Genomic DNA, 22,039 nt, shown 5'->3' with positions numbered 1-22,039 from the left:
CTGGGATTCTTGCATCAATCAGTGAGCTGGCGCGGCTTAGCCCATCGCCTGTGACAGCAGGCCAAACGCCTGCGGCGTGCCGGGCGCGGGCACCCACGGCGTACCCTTGACCATCACGGTGGGGTTATCCACCTCTTGCAGCCCCTGCCCTGTCAGCCAGCTGCACAGGCCAAGGCGCGGATCGCTGTCAACGCGCACAAACTCGCCCGCCAGATCGGCCATCAGCGTGCTGATCAGCACCCTCGCCTGCTGGGGATCATGGGCAATAACCGGCCCGATAAGCCAACCATGCCCGAATCGGCGCAGGCCGGCGAACCCCTGTGGCTGGCCATAGGCATCCTGCAGCAGCAACACACGCTCACCCTCGTTCAATAGCGTGGCCACCATTGCCGGGCGGAACAGGCCGTGGGCGCGGTGATCCAGCGCGGCAAGCAGATCCGCATCCTCTGCCGTGGCCGGGCGCAGCCGCTGCCCTGCCAGTGGGGCGACCGGCGCGATTTCGCCGAGGGCGGCACACTGGTGCTGTTGCACCAGACCGGTAACGTGGAAGCCAAACTTCTCATAGAGCGCCTTGCCCGCCTCAGTGGCGTTAAGGCGCACGGTGTAGCCGGGCATTCGCTCCAGCATGGCAAGCAGCAACTGCTGCCCGATCCCCTGCCCGCGATACGCCTCATCCACAATCACCAGCCCCACGGTGGCGTAGGCCTCACCCCAGCGCCAACCGAGGATGGTGCCCACCACCTGCCCCTCCTGCTCGGCCACCACGCCCTCCCCGAGGCGCAGCGCCTGCTGCCAATCCTCCAGCCGGTGTGGCCACTTTACCTGTTGTGATAGCGTCCACGCCTGAGGTAGATCGCTCTGCTCCATTGCACGAAAATGCATCGTCCTCTCCTTACATCATGCTGGCGCTTTGCGCACCAACCTCTCACTTGAAGCCATGCTGTCAGGCCAAGGGCGCAGGTTCACACCGTTGCAGCCAGTCTCAACCATCCAAAATAGAGATTATTTTTCGGTTTGCATACCCTTCACGCGTCACTCGTGGGCTGAGGCTTAATCATCACATTACGTGACTTAAGTGACAAACCTATTTGGGCAATCAATGCTTGCCGCTCCCGGATGGCACGACTACACTGCCCGGCTCCTTAATGGAATCATCAACGGCGACAGCAGGGGCACCCCCCTACTGGCATGACAATAACAACGCGACATGCCGGCACGCGCAGTTCCTTTCTCTCATTTTTACAGTAAGCAATTAGCATCATGGAAAATACCAGTCACACCCCGGCCCCCGCGCCGTCGGCCGCTTGGGCGATTTTCGCCCTGGCGTTGGGCAGCTTTGCCATCGGCATGAGCGAGTTCTCAATCATGGGACTGCTGTCCGAGGTCTGCCACTCCCTCTCTGTCACCCTGGCGCAGGGCAGCCAGTTCATCAGCGCCTACGCGCTGGGCGTGGTGATCGGCGCGCCGCTCTTCTCCCTGCTCACCGCCCACCTGCCGCGCAAACGCCAGCTGATGCTGTTTATGGCACTGTTTTTCGTCGGCAACCTCGGTAGCGTACTGGCGAACAGCTACCATGCGCTGGTACTGGCGCGCTTTGTCAGCGGCCTGCCGCACGGCGCGTTCCTTGGCGTGGCCGCGCTGGCCGCCGCGGCGCTGGTGTCGCCTGACCACCGTGGCAAGGCGGTAGGCCGGGTGATCCTTGGCCTGACGTTGGCCTCGCTGCTCGGCAACCCATTGGCGACGCTGCTGGGCGAGTACATCAACTGGCGCTGGGCATTCGGCGTAGTGGCCCTGCTGGCGCTGCTGGACGTGCTGCTGATCGCCGTGATCTTCCCGAAACGGGGCGACGAGGCGGTCAGTTCGCCGCTGAAGGAGATCAAGGCGTTGATGAATATGCGCATCTGGCTGACGCTGGGTATCGCGGCGATTGGCTTTGGCGGCATGTTCTCGGTGATCAGTTACATTTCGCCGGTGGTGACCTACGCGGTGCACCTCTCCCATAGCTGGCTGCCGGTGATCCTGTTCGCCTTCGGCCTTGGCATGGTGGCTGGCAATTTGGCGGGCGGCTGGGCGGCTGACCGGAAGATCATGCCCGCCATCTTCTTTGTGCTGGTATGGAGCATCGCGGTGCTGCTGCTCTTCCCGCTGCTGGCACCGAGCCTGCTGGGTGCCATCGTTGGTAGCTTCCTGATCGGCACCAACCTGGCGCTCTGCGCGCCGTTGCAGGTGCGGCTGATGCAGGTGGCTGGCAAGGCGCAGACGCTGGCAGCGACCCTTAACCACTCCGCCTTCAACATCGCCAACGCGCTGGGCGCCAGCCTCGGTGCCTATGTGGTGGAGCATGGCTACCCGGTGACCTACACCGCCACCTATGGGGCCATCCTACCGCTGCTGGGGCTGGTGATCTTTGCCTTCTCCCTGCTCAATGAGCGTGCCGCCCGCTACCGTGGCGAGCCGGTGGCGCCAGAGGCGTAACATCTCCAAGCGGCCTGCGGGCCGCTTTTTTATGCGGTTTTCCACCTCAGGCGTTTAGGTTTATCATCGGGCCTTCACTGACAAGGAGAAGCACATGGTAGCGCGACGCAGCGTCGGTATTCAGGACGTCACCCTCGGCAAGGATGTGGTGATCTACGAACCGGTCAACCTTTACGGCTGCACCCTGGGCGATGGGGTCTTCATCGGCCCCTTCGTGGAGATCCAGAAGAACAGCACCATCGGCCACGCCAGCAAAATCCAGTCCCACTGCTTTATCTGCGAATTTGTTACCATTGGCGAGCGCTGCTTCATCGGCCATAACGTCACCTTCGCCAACGACCTGTTCCGCGACGGCGCACCCAACCCTGACCCCGCCAGCTGGGGGCGCACGGTGATTGGCAATGATGTCTCGATCGGCAGCGGCTCCACCCTGCTGGCGGTCACCATCTGCGACGGCGCGGTGATTGGCGCAGGCAGCGTAGTGACCAAATCGATCACCGAGAGAGGCATCTATGCCGGCAACCCGGCCCGGATGCTGCGGCGGCTGTAAGCTTTCACCAACACACCTGTACATGTTACCTGTACAGGTGTATTGTGGCATCACCATTTCCTTACGGGCAAATATCATGAAAGAGATGAGTTATACCGACGCGCGCCAAAACCTTGCGGAAATACTCAATGACGTTGCTGCTGGCGAACAAGTTGAGATTATCAGGCGAGGTAAGGAGTCTGCGTATGTTGTAAATGCTCAAGAATACCGGGCATTTATGAAACATAAATTAGAGCGTGAATTTGAAGAGATGATGTCTATACATGGTGATGCCATTAAGGCACTTGCCGATCGATGAACACACCTCTTTTTATTACTAGCAATGAAGTGATAACCATTCATGACTATATCCTCAACCGTACACCCGGTGTGCAAGGCTTGGCAGACCGGGGACGGGTTGACGCAGTGGTATCGCGGGTCATAAATCTTTATGACTATATGGGCGAAAAAGATATTTTCATGTTGGCGGCAAGTTATCTCTTTTCTATTTCCCGCGGGCATGTATTCACAGATGCAAATAAGCGTACCGCACTGGCCATTACTTTGATCTTTTTGAAACGTAATGGCATTGATACACGCCTGACTGACAATGACAAATTGGTTGAATTGACCGTCTCTACCGCTGCGGGATCTTTGTCTCTAGAACAAGTTAGGGTACAGCTTCAGCAAATTATTGAGCGTTCATAACCAGACCACCCGATTTATTACGTTGTCGTCTCAAGTTCTCCCCCACTTATCCGATAACCCCCTGACATCATGCACTTCCGGTCGCCGGGGGTGCCTTGCCAGAAAAGGATAAGCCTGTGCTGTTACCTGAAATCTGCCGCCATATCGGCGCGCAACCTGGGCGTTATGCCCGACGTTTCAACTTTGCCTCATGCGAGCTGTGGCTCTGCACCGAGATCTGCCACATCTTCAATTTTGATCTGGGGCATGCGCATTTCCCCGCGTTGGGGGATGGGCGCTACTTCCTCTATAACGAGGATGACAAACGCGACCTGAGCCTCTACCGCGATCTGTCGCAGGATGAGGGTGCATTCCAGCACCAGTTGCTGACGCATATAGAGGCCAAGGTGGCCTACCCCAACCAGAACCCGCCAAAGAATTGGCTGAAATCGCTCACCATGAAGATGGCAAAATACCGGGGTGCGGGCGTGGCGCTGGAGGGGTGGGTGTTCCTGACGTGGACGTCCGATGACAAATATAAGAAAACGCCGCAGCCGGAGCAGTTCTTTGCCAACGTGGAGGCACAGCTGCTGGGGGAGGAGGCGCTGGGCTTGCTAGGGGAGACGTGGGTGGTGGAGCCTGAACGTTACCCGGTGATTGATGAGGTGTTTGAGTGGCGTGGCCGCCCCAAACGTATCGTGGTGCAGGCGCTGCGCATCGTGGCAGCAGAGTAAGCGCCGGGGCAGCCCCCGGCGCAGTGGCGGTTAGCGCCGGCGGGTACGCTGGCGCAGGTAGAGGCTCAACCCGATGAAGGTCAACAGGCCGATGGCCGCGCCGCTGGTGCCGATGTTGCCCAGTGAGGTACGCAGGATAATCTGGTTGCCGAGCAGCGCCCCCAGCCCAATCCCCAGGTTCACAATCGAGGAGTAGATCGACATGATGATGTCTGGCGAATTGGGGTCAGTCGCCAGCACCTTCACCTGGAAGGAGAGGTTGACCATCATGATCGCCATGCCCCAGAACAGGCTGAGGATCAGCAGCTCCATCGCATTGGTCGCCACATAGCCGAGCAGGAACATCGACAGCGTAATCAGCGCGATGGAGGTGAGCAGCAGCGTGGTGGCGAAGCGCTCGCCCATAAAGCCAAACAGCAGGCTGCCGATGATCCCTGCCCCGCCAAACACCAGCAGCAGGAGCGTGGTGAAGCCATCGCCCATCAAACCAATGTTCTTGATGAACGGCTCAATGTAGCTGTAAGCGGTGTAGTGTGCGGTAAACACCAGCGCGGTGAACAGGTAGAGGCTGAGCAGCATCGGCTGGCGCAGCAGCGCTGGCAGGCTCTTCAGCGAGGCGTGGTGTTCACTCGCCAGTGACGGCAGCAGCTTGAACAGCATCACCAGCACCACGATGGCCGACACGCCAATCACCACGAAGGTCATGCGCCAGCCCAGCAACTGGCCGATGATCCGCCCGAGCGGCAGGCCGAGCACCATCGCCAGCGCCGTGCCGGTCGCCAGCATACTCAGCGCCTGGGTCTGTTTGCCCATCGGCGCAACGCGGATGGCAATTGAGGCGCTGATCGACCAGAAAATGGCGTGCGCCAGCGCAATGCCGATGCGCCCGGCCACCAGCACCCAGAAGTTCCAGGCGACCACCGATAGCACATGGCTCAGGATAAACACCACGAACGTCCAGAGCAGCAACTGCTTGCGCTCCACCTTGCTGGTCAGCAGCATCAGTGGCAGTGACATCAGCGCCACCACCCAAGCGTAGATGGTCAGCATCCAGCCAGCGTGGGCGGCATCAATCGCGTAGGTCTGCGCAATGTCCGTCAGCAGGCCAACCGGCACGAACTCCGTGGTATTGAAGATGAAGGCGCTGATGCTCAACAGCAGCACCCGCAGCCACTGGGTGCGGCGCGAGGTTTGCGGGATGTCCAAAACGTGATCAGTCATGATAAAAGTGGGGCGCCTCTCTTCAGGGAAAAGAAATATTTTGGGACGTAATCCACAAAAATGGAATTATTTTTATGTTTTCAGTGGGTAGGGCGTCAGAACACGCCTTGCGCAGCGCAGGTTAAAAAGGCGTCCATTGCCGCGCCGTTTCTAACCAAATCGAAAAAAAGCATTTAGTAATTAGGCATATAATATGCCGATAAAACCGTTTTCAATTCTGTCATGGCTGGTCAGGATAGGGGCATTCCGTGAGCGCCTTTCTGCTTGGCACGGTCACTTTCACTAAGGGATAACAGAATGATGAAAACGCCATTTGGCCGCACCCTCGCCGCCACCGCCCTCACCAGCGCCCTGCTGGCCGTCTCCTCCGCAAGCTGGGCGGCAGAGAAGCCCGAGGTGGTGAATATTGGTTACCAGAAGGCGAATATCTTTGCGCTGTTGAAGTACCGCGGCACGCTGGACGAGCAGTTTAAAAAACAGGGGATCAAGGTGCGCTGGGTGGAGTTCCCGGCCGGGCCGCAGATGCTGGAGGGGCTGAACGTCGGCAGCATTGATTTGGCGGCCACCGGCGACGCCCCGCCTACCTTTGCGCAGGCGGCACAGGCCGATCTGGTCTATCTGGCCCACTCCCCGGCCAACCCCAAAACCGAGGCGATTGTGGTGCCAGAGAACTCGCCGATCCACAGCGTTGCTGACCTGAAGGGCAAGCGCGTGGCGCTGAACAAAGGCTCTGACGTCAACTACCTGCTGGTGAGCGCGCTGGAGAAGGCCGGATTGACCTACAAAGACATTACCCCGGTCTACCTGCCGCCGAGCGACGCACGCGCCGCCTTCCAGCGCGGGGCGGTGGATGCCTGGGTGATTTGGGATCCGTTCTACGCCGAGGTGGAGGCCCACGCCAACGCCCGCAAGGTGCAGGACGCCGAGGGGCTGGTGCCGCACTACACCTTCTACCTTGCCAGCCGCAAATTTGCCGATGGCCATCCGCAGGTGGCGCAGCAGGTGATTGATGAACTCTCCACCCTGAGCGACTGGGCCAACGGCCACCCGGATGAGGCGGCGAAAATCCTGTCGCAGTCCACCGGGCTGGAGCAGCCGATCTGGGCGCGCGCGCTGTCACGGATGCCGTTTGGCGCGCAGCGCATGAGCCGAGAGGTCTTCACCGAACAGCAGGCGCTGGCGGATACCTTTACCCGCATCGGCCTGCTGCCGGTGAAAGTGGAGGTGCGCAGCGCCACCTGGTCGCAGGACGCCGCGCTGAAGCAGTAACCCACCGGGCGGCCGCGCCGCCCCTCCCCCTACTCCCCGTTGCCGATCTGCCAGACGAAGATCGGCGTTTTGCCGTTGACCTCCCACTCCCCCACGGCGCGCGCCTTGTAGATCACCGGATTGTGTGACGCCACGGTGCGGGCGTTGCGCCAGTGGCGATCGAGCGCCTTGCTGAGCCGGGTGTCGGACGCGCCGAGTGCATTGAACAGCTCCGTAGCGGCGCGCGGCACCAGCTCGCTGGCGATCACCTGCGCCCGGTCGGCATCAATCTCCGCCGTGACATTCAGCGCCTGCAACCGCGCCTCATCCGTGGCGGCGTGCGCCTCGTAGGCACGTTGCAGCGCGTGGGCCGCCTGCTGCACGCTGGCCTCGGTGGCCCAGGCCCAGGCGGCAATCTGCCCCACCACCTGCAACACCTGTGGATCCTGCCGTACCTGGCTGGCGTTGCCGTGGCTATAGACGCGGCGGCGATCGCGCACCCCCTCGCGGGCATCACGCAGCACGGCCCGGCCAATGCCAGCCAGCGTCGCCAGCAGCACATGCTGGTAGAAGGCGGTCTGGTAACGGAAGCGGCTGGCAAAGTCATAGACGTGCTCCAGCTCCACCTGTGCGGCGCTGAAACGGGTGGTGCCGCTGCCGGTCAGGCGCTGGCCGAAGCCATCCCAGTCATCCTCGCGCACCACGCCCGGCTGGTGGGTACTGACCAGCGCGATCACATCGTCACCGGTGTCGCTGCGCTGCGCGAATACGTCGATCCAGTCGGCAAACAGGGTGCCGGTGCTGTAGAACTTCTCCCCCTCCAGCCGCCAGCCGTGGGCCTGCGGCGTCACTTTGGTATTGACCTCGCCAAGCTTGACGTTACCAATCTCCGTCCAGCCGCTGCCCACCAGCTCCCCGTCCAGAAAGCGCTGGAACCAGCGGTCACGCGCCGGGCTGTCGGGCTGGTTAAGGCGATCCTCCACAAAAGCGAAGTGGGCGCGCAGCGCCTGCGGCAGGTTGGAGTCGGCCTCCGCCAGCTCGGTCAGCAGGGCGAACAGTTGTGGCAGGGAAGCACCGAAGCCCCCCTTCTCACGCGGGATGCGCAGCGTGCCAAAACCTGCCGCCTTCAGCCACTGGATCGGCTCATGGGGCAGCGTGCGGCTGCGCTCGCGGTCACGCGCGCCCTCGGCGATGCGGGCAAAGAGCGGGCGGAAGCGCGCCGCCAGTTGCGCCTCATCGGCGCCGGTAGAGAGCAGGGGCTGGCTCATGGGGTATCTCCTTCAGGTGAATGGTCATCAATGTCGTGGCGGGTTGGCTCATGGCGCACCGCCAGCAGGAACACAATTGGGATCACGGCGCTCAGCGACACCACCCAAAACATGTTGGTGCCCAAGGACGCCTGCAAAATCGGCAGGACAAACAACGCCAGCGCGCTGCCGATGCCGGAGAGCGAGCGGCTGAAGCCCACGCCGGTGGCGCGGATGGAGGTCGGATAGGAGAGCGCCGGGTAGATCATCAGCTGCGCGCCGGGGCCAAAGCCCTCGGCAAACAGCCACAGGCCGAGCATCAGCACGGCCACGCCAATGCCAATCGCCGCCTGCGGGTGGCCAATCAGCGCCAGCGCCACCAGCGCGATGAACTGGAGGGCAAAGCCCGCGATGGCCACATGGCGCGACGGGTATTTCCACGCCAGCCGCATTCCCAGCAAACCGCCGGTGAAGGCGAACAGCACGTTCAGCCCGAGCGAGGCGGAGATGGTTTCAAACACGCCCGCCCCAAGGAACTGCGCCAGGATCGAGGGCAGGAAGAAGGCGATGGCGGTGTACTCAAAGGAGATGCAGACGTTCATCACGCCAGCGACAATCGTGCGCTCGCGGTAGGGTTTCTGGAACAGCACGCGGAAGCTGGGCTTCGGCGCAGGCGGCGCGCTGGGGCCATCCGGCTCCGCCTCATGGGCATGGATGCCGTAGGCGTCACGCAGGATGCGCACCGCCCCCTTCAGGTCGCCTTGGTTGGCGGCCCACAGCGGCGACTCGTTCATGAATTTGCTGCGCACCGCGATAATCAGCAGCGCTGGCACCGCGCCAAACAGCAGCGAGGCGCGCCACAGCCAGTCAAGGTGCTGCTCCGGCAGCAGGAAGTAGAGGCCAAAGATAATCAGGAAGCAGACTGAGGAGGCGGCGTACCACATCGGGCACCAGGCAGCCAGCCGCGCCGCCTTGTTGGCCTTGCCGCTGAATTTGGAGAACTCCGCCAGATAGGCCATCGCCACCGGCAGATCAATGCCGACGCCGATGCCCATCAGGAAGCGCGCGCCAATCAGCACCCAGACATTCGGTGCCAGCCCGGCGGCAATCGCCGACACCACAAAGAACAGCATATCGGCCATAAACACCGAGTAACGGCCATAGCGATCCGTCAGCCAGCCGCCAATCAGGTTGCCGATGATGGTGCCCAGCATGATGGAGGAGGTGACCAGCCCGGTCAGGGTGGGCGTCAAATTGAACTCCCTCACCACGTCATCAATGCCATAGGAGAGGGTCGTCAGGTCATAGGCGTCCAGGAACACGCCGCCCAGCGCCAGAAAGACGATCATGCGGGCATAGCTGTTGCTGTCGCTGCGGGTGTTGATCAGCCGCGCCACGTCGCTGGCGGAGCGTACCGGCGCCGAGGGCGGCGCGCTGACCAGTTCATCATCAAGGTTAAGTGTGCTCATGGGCATCCTCGGGTTATCAGGCAGGTGTCCCCCGGTTATACGAAGCGCTGCCTGACATCACAACCAACAATCCCTGCTAACGATATTCATCAAATTCAATAAGATACCTGGATGCCGGGCAGCAAAAAAACCGGTTCGGCCAGCGGCGGAACCGGTCAGGGTAACGACAGGAAATCAGTTGGCGGAGACGGGCACCAGCACCCCTTTCACCCGCGGGTCATCGGTCTCGGCCAGCCACCGTTGGACACGCGGATCGGCGAACGCCTGCTGCAATTTGGCGATGCTCGCCTGTTGCAGGTAGGGGGTGCCAATCACCAGCTGGGAGGCAAAGGTTTTGGGCGCGGGCGGGAACAGGATGCCCTTCTCGCGCGGCACCTTGCCAGCGTCAAACTGCGAGACGTAGCCAATGGCGGCATCCACCGAGTTGAGCGCGCGCGGCATGGTGAGCAGATCCAGCTCCTTGAAAACAAAGCCATGCGGGTTCTCGCGGATGTCTTTGAGGGTGGCGGTGCGTGGCTCCACCGCCGGGTCGAGTGTGATCAGGCCAATGCGCTGCAACAGCCACAGCGCCTGCCCCTGATTCGCGCCGTCGTTGGGCACCACAATCTCCGCCCCCTGCGGTAGCGCCTGCACCGAGCTGTAGCGATCCGAGTAGAGGCCAAACGCCCACTGGAACACCGGCACGGTGGCGGTGAGCTGGAAGCCATTGGCATCCACTACCTGTTTCAGCCACCACTGGTGCTGGTAGACGGTGGCGGCATATTGCCCCGCAGCCACCGCGCGATCCGCCTGCACCGGATCCTGAACGCCCACTGCCTCCAGCTTCAGCCCGTAGTCGGGCGCGACGTGCTCGGCGACATAGTTGATCAGTCGCTCCTCCCCGGCCATCGCTGGCTCAAAGTGCACTTTCAGCGTGTTGCCGAAGGTGACCGCCTGCGCCTGCCCGGCGTAGAGATGCCAGGCAAGGCCAGCGGCGGCGAGCACCGCCACGCCAGCGACCACCCACGGCCAGCGCCGTGGCTTGACGATCTCAAATGAGGGGTGTGACATGGCTAATTCCTCTCCTGGTGAGGTTGCAAGGCGGCAACCAGCCGGTCGCCAATGAACTGGATAATCTGGATAGTGGCGATCAACACCACGATGGTGGCGATCATGATGTGTTGGTCAAAACGCTGGTAGCCGTAGACCACGGCCAGATAGCCGATGCCGCCCGCACCGATGGTGCCAGCGATGGCGGAGTACTCAATCATGGCGATCAGGTTGAGAGTCACGGCCGCCACCAGCGCCGGCAGTGCCTCGCTTAGCTGGGCGCGGGTGATGATCTGCCACGGCGAGCCGCCTGAAACCAGCCCGACCGCCGTCACCTCCGGCGGCAGTTCGCGCAGCGCGTTCTCCACCAGCCGGGCGAAGAATGGCACGCCAGCGGCCACCATCGGCACAATCGCCGCCGGGATGCCGATGGTGGTGCCCGTCAGCCAGAAGGTGAAGGGGATGATGGCGGCCATCAGCACCAGAAAGGGCAGCGAGCGGCCAATGTTGACCAGCCAGCCCAGCGAGCGATTGAGCGCTGGCTGCGGGAACAGCCCGCGCGACGAGGTGTTGAACAGCACCACCCCCAGCGCGCCGCCGAGCGTGACGACCAGCAGCATCACGATGCCGACCATCAGCCAGGTTTCGCCATAGGCTGGCAGCATCAGTTGGGCAATCTGGTTCCAGGGGGTGTCCCGGCTCATCACGTCAACCGAATGCGTCATACCGCCTCCCGCCAGGCGGGTGCCTGTTCCAGCACCTCCGCCGCCAGTCCCAGCGCGTGGAGCGCCTGCACCAGTGCCTGCGCGCTGACGGGCGACTCCGCGAAGCGCACCGCGATGCGCGCTCGCCCCGCCTGCCGGTCGCCCAGCCGCTCCACCTGGCCGCCGAGCAGGTCAATGTGCAGGTTGAACTGGCGGCTCAGGCGGCTGATCCAGTCTGTCGCCACCGGCTGGCGGGTGCCGTAGGTGACCTGCAACAGCAGATCGCCCGCGCCCGGCAGCGCCCGCACCGGGAAGAGTTGCTCCCCCAGCCGTGAGCCGGGCTGCGCCAGCAGGTCACTGACCTCCCCCTGTTGCACCAGCCGACCGTCGCGGATCTCCGCCACCGCGTCGGCGGCGCTGCGCACCACATCCATCTCATGGGTGATCAGGATGATGGAGAGGCCGAACTGGTCACGCAGCTGCATCAGCAGGTGGAGGATGGCGTGGGTGGCCTCTGGGTCCAGCCCGGAGGTGGCCTCATCCGCCAGCAGCACGGCAGGTTTTAGCGCCAGCGCGCGGGCAATACCCACCCGTTGCCGCTGGCCACCGGAGAGTTGCGCCGGGTAGCGGTTGGCCTTGTCCGCCAGCCCGACGCTCTCCAGCAGCTCCCCAACGTGGCGCGCGATCGCCGGTGGTGCTACGTGCAGGTACTCCAGCGGCAGCGCCACGTTCTGCCAGACGGTCTTGCGTTGCAGCAGCGCCGAGGACTGGAACACCGTGCCGATGGCGCGCCGCTCCCGCCGCAGGGCCGCGCCGCCCAACAGCGAGAGATCCTGACCATTGACGCGGATACTGCCCTGGCTTGGCCGCTCCAGCAGGCTGATGCACTTCGCCAGCGTGGATTTGCCCGCGCCGCTCGGCCCCACCACGGCCGTGATGCCGCCCGCTGGCACCTGCAACGAGATGCCTTTCAGCACCTCCACCGTGCCGCCGTGGCGGGTGCGGTACTGTTTATGCAGATTTTCGATCTCAATCATGGTGTATTGGCCCCTGCGGTTTCACCCTGCGTGACGTTGTCACCCGCTGGCCAGCGATAGCCGGTGGCTGGGTGTGGTGCGGCCAGCCGTGGCCCCTGCCCAAACAGCTTCTCGCGCAGCGTGCCCTCGGCGTAGTCGCGCTTGAACACCCCGCGCTTTTGCAACTCCGGCACCAGCAGCTCGACCACATCGACAAAGGTTTCATGGGTCACGGCATAGGCAAGGTTGAAGCCATCGACGTCAGTCTCCTCCACCCACGCCTGTAGCTCGTCGGCTACCGTCTGCGCACTGCCCACCAGCAGCGGGCCAAAACCGCCGATGCCCACCCACTCCGCCAGCGCCTGCACCGTCCACTGGCGGTTGGGATCGGCGGTGGAGAAGGTTTCAACCGCCGACTGGATGGCGTTGGTGTGCAGATGCTTCAGCACCTGATCGGCGGGATACTGGCCGAAGTCGATGCCTGTCCAGCCGGAGATCAGCGCCAGCGCCCCCTCATGGCTGACGTAGGATTTATACTCCTGCCACTTGGCCTGCGCCTGCCGGTCGGTCTCGCCGACAATCACCGTTTGCAGGTTGAAGATCAGGATGCTGCGCGGATCGCGCCCCGCCTCGGCGGCGCGGCGGCGGATATCCGCCACGGTCTTTTTCAGCAGCACCTTGGAGGGCGCGGCGACAAACACGCACTCGGCGTGTTCCGCGGCGAACTGCTTGCCGCGGCTGGAGGCCCCGGCCTGATAGAGCACCGGCGTGCGCTGCGGCGAGGGTTCGCACAGGTGGATGCCCGGCACCTGGAAGAAGTGCCCCTGATGGTTGATCGGGTGCACCTTGCTCGGGTCGCTGAACAGGCGGCGCTCGCGGTCGCGCAAAATCGCCCCCTCCTCCCAGCTCCCCTCCAGCAGCTTGTAGACCACCTGCAAATATTCATCGGCGTAGTCATAGCGCACGTCGTGGTCGCTCTGCGCCTGCAACCCGAGATTGCGCGCGCCGCTCTCCAGATAGGAGGTGACGATGTTCCAGCCTACCCGCCCCTTGGTCAGGTGATCCAGCGTCGAGAGGCGGCGGGCGAAGGGATAGGGGTGCTCAAAGGAGAGCGAGGCGGTCAGGCCAAACCCGAGGTGCTCCGTTACCAGCGCCATCGGGGTGATCAGCGCCAGCGGGTCATTGACCGGCACCTGCGTCGCCTGACGGATCGCCGCCTCGTTGTTGCCGTTCAGCACGTCATACACGCCCAGCACATCGGCGATAAACAGGCCATCAAATTTGCCGCGCTCTAGCAGGCGCGCCAGCTCCGTCCAATAGGAGAGATCCTTGTACTGCCACGAGCGGTCACGCGGGTGCGCCCACAGGCCGGGCGACTGGTGCCCAACACAGTTCATGTCAAAGGCGTTCAAACGGATCTGGCGGGGTGATGAGGGTAAGGTCATGGCTACGCTCCAGGTAAAGCCGGGCCGCCGGAGCAGGCCCGGTGGGATCAAGGTTTGGTTAGGGGAAAGCGTTAACTCAGCGGGAAACCGGACATCGCCGGGAGGCGTCATTGACCGGCAGGGTCTCAAGGATACGTTGCGCCACCGCCTCGGCGTGCTCGGCCACCTGCGGCAGGCCCATCAGTTCGCCAAAGCGGCCGCGTGCCGCCGGGCCAGCCACCAGCAGGCGCGGATCGGGCTGCCCCTGCGGGTCGAGCGCCTCGGAGTGGGCATTGACCAGAATGCCGAGGCCGAGCGGATCGGCCACGATGCGCCCTTGCGCCGCCAGCGCGCGCAACAGCGGCTGGCTCTGGATCAGCGCGCTGTGGGCCGGGCCGGTGGTAACCATCAGGCGGTCAACCGTCACCTGCTCCAACATGCCGCGCCGGTGTTTCAGTGACAGCGTCACGGTGTGCGGCGTGCTGTCGAGGGCCGCCAGCCGTGCCGACACGACCCGTAGCTGGCCGCTCTGCTGCGCCGCCGCGATCACCGCGTGCACCTGGGGCGCGATGCGGTAGCGATGGACATCCCACCAGGGCCGCAGGTGGCGCAGGAAGCGGCGCTGTTCCGCCAGCGGCAGGCGTTGCCAAATCTGCTGCCCCCGCCGGCGCACCTCATCCAGCACCGCCTGCCAGCTGATGCCCTGTTCGGCAGCGGCGGCAATCTCCCGGCGGGTACGTGCCAGCCAGTCGCGGGTGCGGTCAGCGGTGACTTCATCGGGAGAGAGCGTCCACGGCGTGTAATCCCCCTCGGCGTTCGGGCGCGGCAACAGCCCCCGGCGAGAGAAGGCGGTAATCGGCCCACGGTGGCCAATGCGGTGCAGCGAGGCCACCACATCCGCCATGCTCAGGCCCGTGCCGATGATGCCGACCCGCTCATCACGCCCCACCCGGTGCAGCGCCGCCGGTTGCCACGGGTCGGCCACCAGCGCCGGGTGGTCGGCCAATCTTGCCGCCACCTGATGCGGCAGTGCTGGCGGCGGGTGGCTGATCGCCAGCACCACCACATCCGCCACCAGCCGCTGCCCGGCGGCGGTGACGATCGCTCCCTGATCCAGCCCGATGGCGCGATCCTGTAGGTGGCGCAAGGTGGAGGGAGAGTCACTCGCCGCCTGCCAAAACTTCTCTGCCATATAGCGGCCAAAGGCCGACCGCTGCGGGTAGAGTTTGCCATCCCGCCAGCGCGCCTGCGGATCGTCAGCGAATGCCGGGCTGGCGCGATACCAGCGCTCAAACTCCCCCTCCTCGGCGGCCGAAAGCATCATCCGCGCGGCAGGCACATTGATGCGGTGTGCCGGGTCTTCCGCGGAGTAGGCTACCCCATGCCCCGGCTGCGGGCGCGGCTCGAGCAGGGTGATCTCCAGCGGTTGCTCGCTGCGGCGCGCCAGCTGGATCGCCAGCGCCGCGCCGCTGAAGCCGCCGCCCACGATCACGATGTGTGGCCTACCCACGGGCGCGGCCCGCCTGTGGTGCGCACGCAAGCCCATACGCTCGCGGCATCGGTGCAATGTGGTGGTTCTGGTCTGGCATCATAGGTTCCCTTTGCTGGCCGGGCTTATTTGCCCGGACGTTTGTCACCGCCGATGGTCTCGCCAAACGGGCCGGTGTTGATGGTACGCGCGCGCTGGTGCGCCGCGTTCTCCAGCGGCAATAATGGCATCACCAGTTCGGCAAAGCGGTGCGCCTCCTCCAAATGCGGATAGCCGGAGAGAATAAAGTTCTCGATGCCGAGCGCCTGATACTCGCGGATGCGATCGGCGATCTGCTGCGGGCTGCCCACCAGCGCGGTGCCTGCGCCGCCGCGCACCAGCCCGACGCCTGCCCACAGGTTTGGCCCAATGCGCAGGCTCTCGCGGTTGCCTTGGTGCAGGGCGCTCATCCGCGCCTGACCGGTGGAGTCCATGCGGGCGAAAATCTTCTGCGCCGCCGCGATGGTCTCCTCATCCAGATGGGCGATTAGCCGGTCAGCCGCCGCCCACGCCTCCTCTTCCGTTTCCCGCACAATCACATGCAGGCGAATGCCATACTCCAATTTGCGGCCGCGCGCCTCTGCACGCTGGCGCACTACGGCGATCTTCTCCGCCACCTGCGCCACCGGCTCACCCCAGGTCAGGTAGCTATCAATCTGGTTGGCCGCCACGTCAATCGCTTCCGGGGAGGAGCCACCAAAGTAGAGCGGCGGGCCATTCTCCTGCACCGGTGGGAAGAGGATCTCCGCCCCTTCAACATGGATGTGCTTGCCCTCAAAGTCCACTTTTTCACCCTTCATCAGGCGTGAATAGACGTTAAGGAACTCCTCCGTCACCTCGTAGCGTTCGGCATGGTTGAGGAAGATGCCGTCGCCCTTGTTCTCCACCGGGTCGCCGCCCGTCACCACGTTGATCAGCAACCGGCCTTCGGAGAGGCGATCCAGCGTCGCGGCCATGCGCGCCGCCAGACTCGGTGGCTGGAGGCCGGGACGCACCGCCACCAGATAACGCAGCCGACGGGTGATCGGGGCCAGCGCTGAGGCCACCAGCCAGGAGTCCTCGCAACTTTTGCCGGTCGGGATCAGCACGCCGTAGTAGCCCAGATTATCGGCGGCCAGCGCAACCTGCTGTAAATAGGGAAGATCCACCGGACGGCCGCCCTGCGTGGTGCCCAGATAACGCCCGTCGCCGTGGGTCGGCAGGAACCAGAACACTTTTAATTTGCTGTCAGTTGCTTCGCTCATTATGCAATTCCTATATAACCATATCTGTTATTTATCGATGGATGCTTCCCGTTTGGTTATAAATCTATTAGCAGGATGCGTGCCAGCTTGTGATTCCACTTTTTTCATTACTTATTAGTAAGATAAAAAACTGGCCCGCCACACCGATTGTTGCAAATGCAACAAGTGCGCTGTCACCCCTGCCGCATTTGCAACAGCCACGCGCGTTTGCCCCCTCCCGCTGGCGGCAGCAGTGGGATAAGCTTTTTCTCCCATACCTGCCGCAGGGAGAGTGCCATGCAGAACGTTCACCCCATCGCCCCCGATCAGCCGGTCTTGATTGATCCGGCCTCCATCGCCTTCCAGAACTTGCTGGACCAGCTGGCGCCCACTGACGCCACCGTGCTGATTGTCGGCGAGACGGGCACCGGCAAGGAGGTGGTGGCGCGCTATCTGCACCACCATAGCCCCCGGCGGCACCAGCCCTTTCTGGCCGTGAACTGTGGCGCGCTGACCGAGAGTCTGGCGGAGGCCGAACTGTTCGGGCATGAGAAGGGGGCATTTACCGGCGCGGCTCAGGCCCATCCGGGCTGGTTTGAGGCGGCGGAGGGCGGCACGCTGCTGCTGGATGAAATCGGTGAACTGAGCCTGTCGCTACAGGTGAAATTGCTGCGGGTATTGCAGGAGCGGGAGATCACCCGCGTCGGCTCGCGCAAGCCGGTGCGCATCAATGTGCGGGTGATTGCCGCCACCCACGTCGATCTGGCGCAGGCGATCCGCGAGCGGCGATTCCGTGAGGATCTCTACTACCGGCTGAACGTGGCGGCCGTGGCGTTGCCGCCGCTGCGCCAGCGCCGTGAGGATATCCCGGTGTTGGCCGAGCACTTCCTGTCACTCTATGCCCGCCGACTCGGGCGGCCACGGTTACGGCTGTCGCCTGAGGCGCTCGCCGCGCTGATGGCCTACGGCTGGCCGGGCAATATCCGCGAACTGGAGAACACCCTGCACAATGCGGTGTTGCTGAACCGGGAGAGCACCATCACGCCGCGGCAGTTGCGGCTCAGTCAGGAGGAGCTGGCCCCCGCGCCGACGGCGGACAACCTGCACGTTGAGCGCTTCATCCGCCAGGAGGTGGAGCGCGGTGCGCCCCAGCTCTATGCGCGGCTGGTGGAGAGCATGGTGCGCCATGCGCTGGAGGCCAGCGACGGCAACCAGTTGCAGGCGGCCTCGCGGTTGGGCATCAGCCGCCACACGCTGCGCACCCACCTCGCCCATCTGGGGCTGATCAAAGGGCGCAGCAAACCCGCCGCCGCGCTGGCGGCGCAACAGGGCGACCGCACGCTGCGTATCGGCTACCAGAAGTTTGGCAATCTGGGCATGTTAAAGGCGCGGCAGAGTCTGGAGACGCTGTTTGCCGGGCGCGGGGTCAACGTGCAGTGGAGCGAGTTCCCCGCTGGCCCGCAGCTTTTGCAGGCGCTGCACCACAATGAGATCGATTTCGGCACCACCGGCGAGGTGCCGCCGATCTTCGCGCAGGCGGAGGGCAGCCCGCTGCTCTACGTCGCCTATGAGCCGCCCGCGCCGCAGAGCGTGGCGATGGTGGTGCCGCCAGACAGCCCCTTCCATACCCTGGCCGATTTGGCGGGCAAGCGCATCATGGTGAACAAAGGGTCGAATGTGCACTATTTGCTGGTGCAGATGCTGGATGAGCAGGGCATGGCGCTGAATGACCTACGCATCGTCTACGCGCCGCCGAAATATCCGCTGGCCCCCAGCGACTATCTGGCCGCCGATGCCTGGATGATGTGGGATCCGCTCTTAAGCGACGCCGAGCAGGCCGGTTGGCGGGTGATTGCCGATGGCCGCCAACGGGTGCAGAACCAGCAGTTCTATCTGGCGCGGCGCGATTTTGTCGCGCAGGCCGGGGATACGCTGCCGCCGCTGCTGGAGGCGCTGCAACAGACCGGACACTATATCGACAGCCAGCGGCACGAGGCCGCCCGCCATCTGGCCGGTGAGCTGGGCCTACCCTCCCCCTCGCTGGAGCAGGCGCTCTCCCGCCGCAGCCACCGCACGCAGTTGATGAATCATCAGGTGATCCGTGACCAGCAGGCGATCGCTGACCGCTTCTACGCGCTCGGGCTGCTGGCTCGCCCTATCGCCGTGCGTGACGCCATCTGGCAACCGGGGTGAATTCTTCATACGCTTAACCTGTTAACGGCATTCATTCAGGAGAGAGATGATGGCACTGCATACCCCGTCACAGCCAGCGTCACCGGCACCGGCATTGCACTTGTTCTGCGGCAAGGCTGGCGCAGGAAAATCCACGCTGGCACAGGAGTTGGCGCGCGATCACGGCATGATGCTGATCAGCGAGGATGGCTGGCTCAGCACCCTGTTCCCGGCGGAGATCGCCTCGCTGGCGGATTACGCCGAGCGCGCCACCCGGCTGAAACGCGCTCTGGCCCCGCATCTCACCCAATTGCTGCAACATGGCGTCATGCTGGCGCTCGACTTCCCGATGAATACCGCTGCCTCACGCGCTTGGGCGCGGGATCTGGCCGAGGCCGCTGGCGTCAGTGCCGTGCTGCACTGGCTCGATCTGCCCGATGACGTCTGTCTGGCGCGCGTCAATGCGCGCAATGCCTCCGGTGAGCACCCCTATACGCTGTCAGCCGAGCAGTTCGCGCAGTTAGGCCGTCATTTTGAAGCCCCGCACCCCGATGAGGGATTGACCCTTCAGCCGGTACGCCATTTTTAAGAAAATTTCTGATATTTTAAGAAAGCAGATTTAACATTTGCTGCAAAAGCATTCACCCCGTATAAATGTGATCCAGCTCACTTGTTAGGCATAACCGGATAATTTGTAAGAATATATTTAATGCCGTTATTTGCAAAGAAAAGGTAAACAAAAGCGATTTTAATCACGCTTTGTTAATTTTTTGTTTGACACAAGTAAGTGAGCGCAAGGAATGTCTAAATCATTTTCAGGAAATTCCCGTCGGGATTTCTTGCTGAAAACCATCACGCTGGCACCGGCCGTGGCCATTGGTGCCAGCGGGCTGGGCGGTCTGGCGGCTGTGAAAAAAGCCGATGCGGCGGAAGATATCGCCCCGGCCAACCATGAAGCCAGAGCCTATACCCCCACCTTCTTCACCCCGGAAGAGTATGCCTTTGTCTCCGCGGCCGCTGCCCGCCTGATCCCGGCGGATGAGCGCGGTCCCGGCGCCGTGGAAGCCGGTGCACCGGAGTTCATCGACCGCCAAATGAACACCCCGTATGCAACCGGTTCCAACTGGTACATGCAAGGCCCGTTCGACCCGGACGCCGATCCCGCGCTGGGCTACCAGCTGCCGCTGGTGCCGCGTGACGTCTACCGGCTGGGCATCGCTGCCGCCGATGAGCACGCCAAAAAGCAGTATGGCAAGGTGTTCGCCGAGCTGGAGACGGCGCAGCAGGAGGAGATGCTGGGCCAGATGGAAGCCGGCAAAGTGACCTTCAGCCAGGTGCCAGCGAAGATCTTTTTCGCCACGCTGTTGCAGAACACCCGTGAGGGCTTCTTCAGTGACCCGATCCACGGCGGCAACCAAAATATGGTGGGCTGGAAGCTGATTGGCTTCCCAGGCGCACGGGCAGACTTTATGGACTGGGTGGAACGGGGCGAAGCCTATCCCTTCCCGCCGGTATCAATTCGCGGCGAGAGGGCGTAACTGATGGCCAATGTAATGAAGAAAGTGGATGCGGTCATCGTCGGTTTCGGCTGGACCGGGGCGATCATGGCGAAAGAGCTGACCGAGGCTGGCCTGAATGTGGTGGCGCTGGAGCGCGGCCCGCACCGTGACACCTACCCGGATGGCGCCTACCCGCAGGTGATTGATGAGCTGACCTACAATATCCGCCGCAAGCTGTTCCAGGATCTCTCCAAGAGCACCGTCACCATCCGCCACAATAGCTCGCAGACCGCCCAACCCTACCGCCAGCTTGCTGCGTTCCTGCCTGGAACCGGTACCGGCGGCGCGGGCCTGCACTGGTCTGGCGTGCACTTCCGTATCGACCCGATGGAACTGCGGATGCGCAGCCACTATGAGGAGCGCTACGGCAAGAAATTCATCCCGGAAGGCATGACCATTCAGGACTTCGGCGTCACCTATGATGAGCTGGAGCCGTTCTTTGACAAGGCGGAGAAGGTGTTTGGCACCTCTGGCAGTGCCTGGAGCGTCAAGGGACAGGTGATCGGTCAGGGCAAGGGCGGCAACCCGTTTGCGCCAGATCGTTCAGACAACTTCCCGCTGCCCGCGCAGAAGCGCACCTACTCCGCCCAGCTGTTTGCAGCGGCGGCCGAGTCAGTGGGCTACCACCCGTATGACCTGCCTTCAGCCAACACCTCCGCGCCCTATACCAACCCGTATGGCGCGCAGATGGGCCCGTGCAACTTCTGCGGCTACTGCAGCGGCTATGCCTGCTACATGTACTCCAAGGCGTCGCCGAACGTGAACATCTGGCCAGCGCTGCGTCAGGAGAAGAAGTTCGAACTGCGCGACAATGCCCACGTGCTGCGCGTCAACCTGACCGACGACAAGCGCCGCGCCACCGGCGTGACCTATGTCGATGCGCAGGGCCGCCAGATTGAGCAGCCAGCGGACATCGTGATCCTCGGCGCGTTCCAGTTCCACAACGTGCACCTGATGCTGCTCTCCGGCATCGGCAAGCCGTATGACCCGGTGACCAACGAGGGTGTGGTCGGGCGTAACTTCGCCTACCAGAACATCTCCACCATCAAGGCGTTCTTCGACAAGGACGTGCACACCAACAACTTCATCGGCGCGGGCGGCGCGGGTGTCGGCGTGGATGACTTCAACGCCGATAACTTCGACCACGCCAAGTATGGCTTCGTCGGTGGCTCGCCGTTCTGGGTCAACCAAGCGGGTGCCAAGCCGATCTCCGGCCTGCCGACCCGTCCGGGCACCCCGACTTGGGGCAGCAAGTGGAAAGCCGAAGTGGCGGATGTCTACACCCACAACGTCTCGATGGATGCCCACGGCGCGCACCAGTCCTACCGCTCCAACTATCTGGATCTGGACCCGAACTACAAGAACGTCTACGGCCAGCCGCTGCTGCGCATGACCTTCGACTGGCAGGACAACGACGTCAAAATGTCGCAGTTCATGCATGACCGGATGCACAAGATTGCCGAGGCGATGAACCCGACGGTCATCACCGGTGCACCGAAAAAGCCGGGCCAGCACTTCGATACCACCGTCTACCAGACCACCCACATGAACGGTGGCGCGATCATGGGCGAAGATCCGAAGACCAGCGCAGTGAACCGCTACCTGCAAAGCTGGGATGTGCACAACGTCTTTGCACCGGGCGCATCCGCCTTCCCGCAGGGGTTGGGCTACAACCCAACCGGCACCGTCGCGGCCCTGACCTACTGGGCAGCACGCGCCATCCGCGAGCAGTACCTGAAAAACCCAGGCCCGTTGGTGCAGGCATAAGGAGCAT

General features: G+C 63.0%; 20 protein-coding genes. 10 read left to right on the top strand and 10 right to left on the bottom strand.

All coding sequences use genetic code 11. The features are described 5' to 3' along the window. Nucleotides 1–36: 36 nt before the first annotated feature. Nucleotides 37–882, bottom strand: coding sequence for a GNAT family N-acetyltransferase (locus C1N62_RS19750; RefSeq protein ID WP_240775835.1), 846 nt, complete (start codon nt 880–882; stop codon nt 37–39). A gap of 378 nt (nt 883–1,260) precedes the next feature. Between C1N62_RS19750 and C1N62_RS19745 the strand changes: the two genes are divergently transcribed. From C1N62_RS19745 to C1N62_RS19725, 5 genes are all read left to right on the top strand, one after another. Then, complete coding sequence (locus C1N62_RS19745) at nt 1,261–2,475, top strand: MFS transporter (protein WP_137765441.1); 1,215 nt, start codon at nt 1,261–1,263, stop codon at nt 2,473–2,475. Between the two features lie 94 nt (nt 2,476–2,569). After that, entirely contained in the window at nt 2,570–3,025 is a 456-nt protein-coding gene (locus C1N62_RS19740; protein WP_137765440.1) for an acyltransferase, read from the top strand. 76 nt (nt 3,026–3,101) lie between these two features. Further along, nucleotides 3,102–3,323, top strand: coding sequence for a type II toxin-antitoxin system Phd/YefM family antitoxin (locus C1N62_RS19735; protein ID WP_168195911.1), 222 nt, complete (start codon nt 3,102–3,104; stop codon nt 3,321–3,323). Beyond that, nucleotides 3,320–3,712, top strand: coding sequence for a type II toxin-antitoxin system death-on-curing family toxin (locus C1N62_RS19730; protein ID WP_137765438.1), 393 nt, complete (start codon nt 3,320–3,322; stop codon nt 3,710–3,712). The genes C1N62_RS19735 and C1N62_RS19730 overlap by 4 nt, the downstream gene beginning before the upstream one ends. A 116-nt stretch (nt 3,713–3,828) precedes the next feature. Then, on the top strand, nt 3,829–4,425 hold the full coding sequence (locus C1N62_RS19725; RefSeq protein ID WP_137765437.1) for a hypothetical protein: 597 nt from the start codon (nt 3,829–3,831) through the stop codon (nt 4,423–4,425). Between the two features lie 30 nt (nt 4,426–4,455). Here the strand turns inward: C1N62_RS19725 and C1N62_RS19720 are convergent, their stop codons facing one another. After that, complete coding sequence (locus C1N62_RS19720) at nt 4,456–5,631, bottom strand: sugar transporter (protein WP_370465620.1); 1,176 nt, start codon at nt 5,629–5,631, stop codon at nt 4,456–4,458. A gap of 315 nt (nt 5,632–5,946) precedes the next feature. On the opposite strand from C1N62_RS19720, the gene C1N62_RS19715 reads away from it, so the two are divergent. Continuing rightward, nucleotides 5,947–6,915, top strand: a complete 969-nt coding sequence (locus tag C1N62_RS19715) for a sulfonate ABC transporter substrate-binding protein (RefSeq protein ID WP_137765668.1) — start codon at nt 5,947–5,949, stop codon at nt 6,913–6,915. A gap of 29 nt (nt 6,916–6,944) precedes the next feature. Here C1N62_RS19715 and C1N62_RS19710 read toward each other — a convergent pair whose 3' ends face one another. From C1N62_RS19710 to ssuD, 8 genes are all read right to left on the bottom strand, one after another. Further along, complete coding sequence (locus C1N62_RS19710) at nt 6,945–8,162, bottom strand: acyl-CoA dehydrogenase family protein (protein ID WP_137765435.1); 1,218 nt, start codon at nt 8,160–8,162, stop codon at nt 6,945–6,947. Next, a complete protein-coding gene (locus C1N62_RS19705) occupies nt 8,159–9,610 on the bottom strand; it encodes an MFS transporter (protein ID WP_137765434.1) in 1,452 nt (483 codons plus the stop codon). The genes C1N62_RS19710 and C1N62_RS19705 overlap by 4 nt, the downstream gene beginning before the upstream one ends. A gap of 174 nt (nt 9,611–9,784) precedes the next feature. Continuing rightward, complete coding sequence (locus tag C1N62_RS19700) at nt 9,785–10,660, bottom strand: MetQ/NlpA family ABC transporter substrate-binding protein (protein ID WP_137765433.1); 876 nt, start codon at nt 10,658–10,660, stop codon at nt 9,785–9,787. A 2-nt stretch (nt 10,661–10,662) separates the two neighbouring features. Further along, nucleotides 10,663–11,364, bottom strand: a complete 702-nt coding sequence (locus C1N62_RS19695; RefSeq protein ID WP_137765432.1) for a methionine ABC transporter permease — start codon at nt 11,362–11,364, stop codon at nt 10,663–10,665. Next, the gene (locus C1N62_RS19690; RefSeq protein ID WP_137765431.1) at nt 11,361–12,380 is read right to left on the bottom strand and encodes a methionine ABC transporter ATP-binding protein; all 1,020 of its coding nucleotides are present in this window, start codon (nt 12,378–12,380) and stop codon (nt 11,361–11,363) included. The genes C1N62_RS19695 and C1N62_RS19690 overlap by 4 nt, the downstream gene beginning before the upstream one ends. Next, nucleotides 12,377–13,804 (bottom strand): LLM class flavin-dependent oxidoreductase, encoded by a 1,428-nt coding sequence (locus C1N62_RS19685; RefSeq protein ID WP_137765430.1) that lies wholly within the window; start codon nt 13,802–13,804, stop codon nt 12,377–12,379. The genes C1N62_RS19690 and C1N62_RS19685 overlap by 4 nt, the downstream gene beginning before the upstream one ends. Nucleotides 13,805–13,880: 76 nt before the next feature. Continuing rightward, nucleotides 13,881–15,293, bottom strand: a complete 1,413-nt coding sequence (locus C1N62_RS19680) for an FAD/NAD(P)-binding protein (protein ID WP_137765429.1) — start codon at nt 15,291–15,293, stop codon at nt 13,881–13,883. Between the two features lie 104 nt (nt 15,294–15,397). Beyond that, nucleotides 15,398–16,555, bottom strand: coding sequence for an FMNH2-dependent alkanesulfonate monooxygenase (ssuD, locus tag C1N62_RS19675; protein ID WP_137765428.1), 1,158 nt, complete (start codon nt 16,553–16,555; stop codon nt 15,398–15,400). A gap of 276 nt (nt 16,556–16,831) precedes the next feature. Here ssuD and C1N62_RS19670 point away from each other — a divergent pair, with 276 nt between their 5' ends. From C1N62_RS19670 to C1N62_RS19655, 4 genes are all read left to right on the top strand, one after another. Then, on the top strand, nt 16,832–18,727 hold the full coding sequence (locus C1N62_RS19670; protein WP_137765427.1) for a sigma 54-interacting transcriptional regulator: 1,896 nt from the start codon (nt 16,832–16,834) through the stop codon (nt 18,725–18,727). Between the two features lie 46 nt (nt 18,728–18,773). After that, on the top strand, nt 18,774–19,295 hold the full coding sequence (locus C1N62_RS19665) for an ATP-binding protein (RefSeq protein WP_240775833.1): 522 nt from the start codon (nt 18,774–18,776) through the stop codon (nt 19,293–19,295). Nucleotides 19,296–19,506: 211 nt separating this feature from the next. After that, complete coding sequence (locus tag C1N62_RS19660) at nt 19,507–20,244, top strand: gluconate 2-dehydrogenase subunit 3 family protein (protein WP_137765426.1); 738 nt, start codon at nt 19,507–19,509, stop codon at nt 20,242–20,244. 3 nt (nt 20,245–20,247) lie between these two features. Further along, nucleotides 20,248–22,032 (top strand): GMC family oxidoreductase, encoded by a 1,785-nt coding sequence (locus tag C1N62_RS19655; RefSeq protein WP_137765425.1) that lies wholly within the window; start codon nt 20,248–20,250, stop codon nt 22,030–22,032. The last annotated feature ends 7 nt before the right edge of the window (nt 22,033–22,039 follow it).

It is taken from the genome of Nissabacter sp. SGAir0207, assembly GCF_005491205.1.
In the GTDB taxonomy this organism is placed as follows: Bacteria; Pseudomonadota; Gammaproteobacteria; order Enterobacterales; family Enterobacteriaceae; genus Chimaeribacter.
Note: the sequence above shows the minus strand (reverse complement) of the source record. Positions and strands in the feature narration are given on the sequence as shown.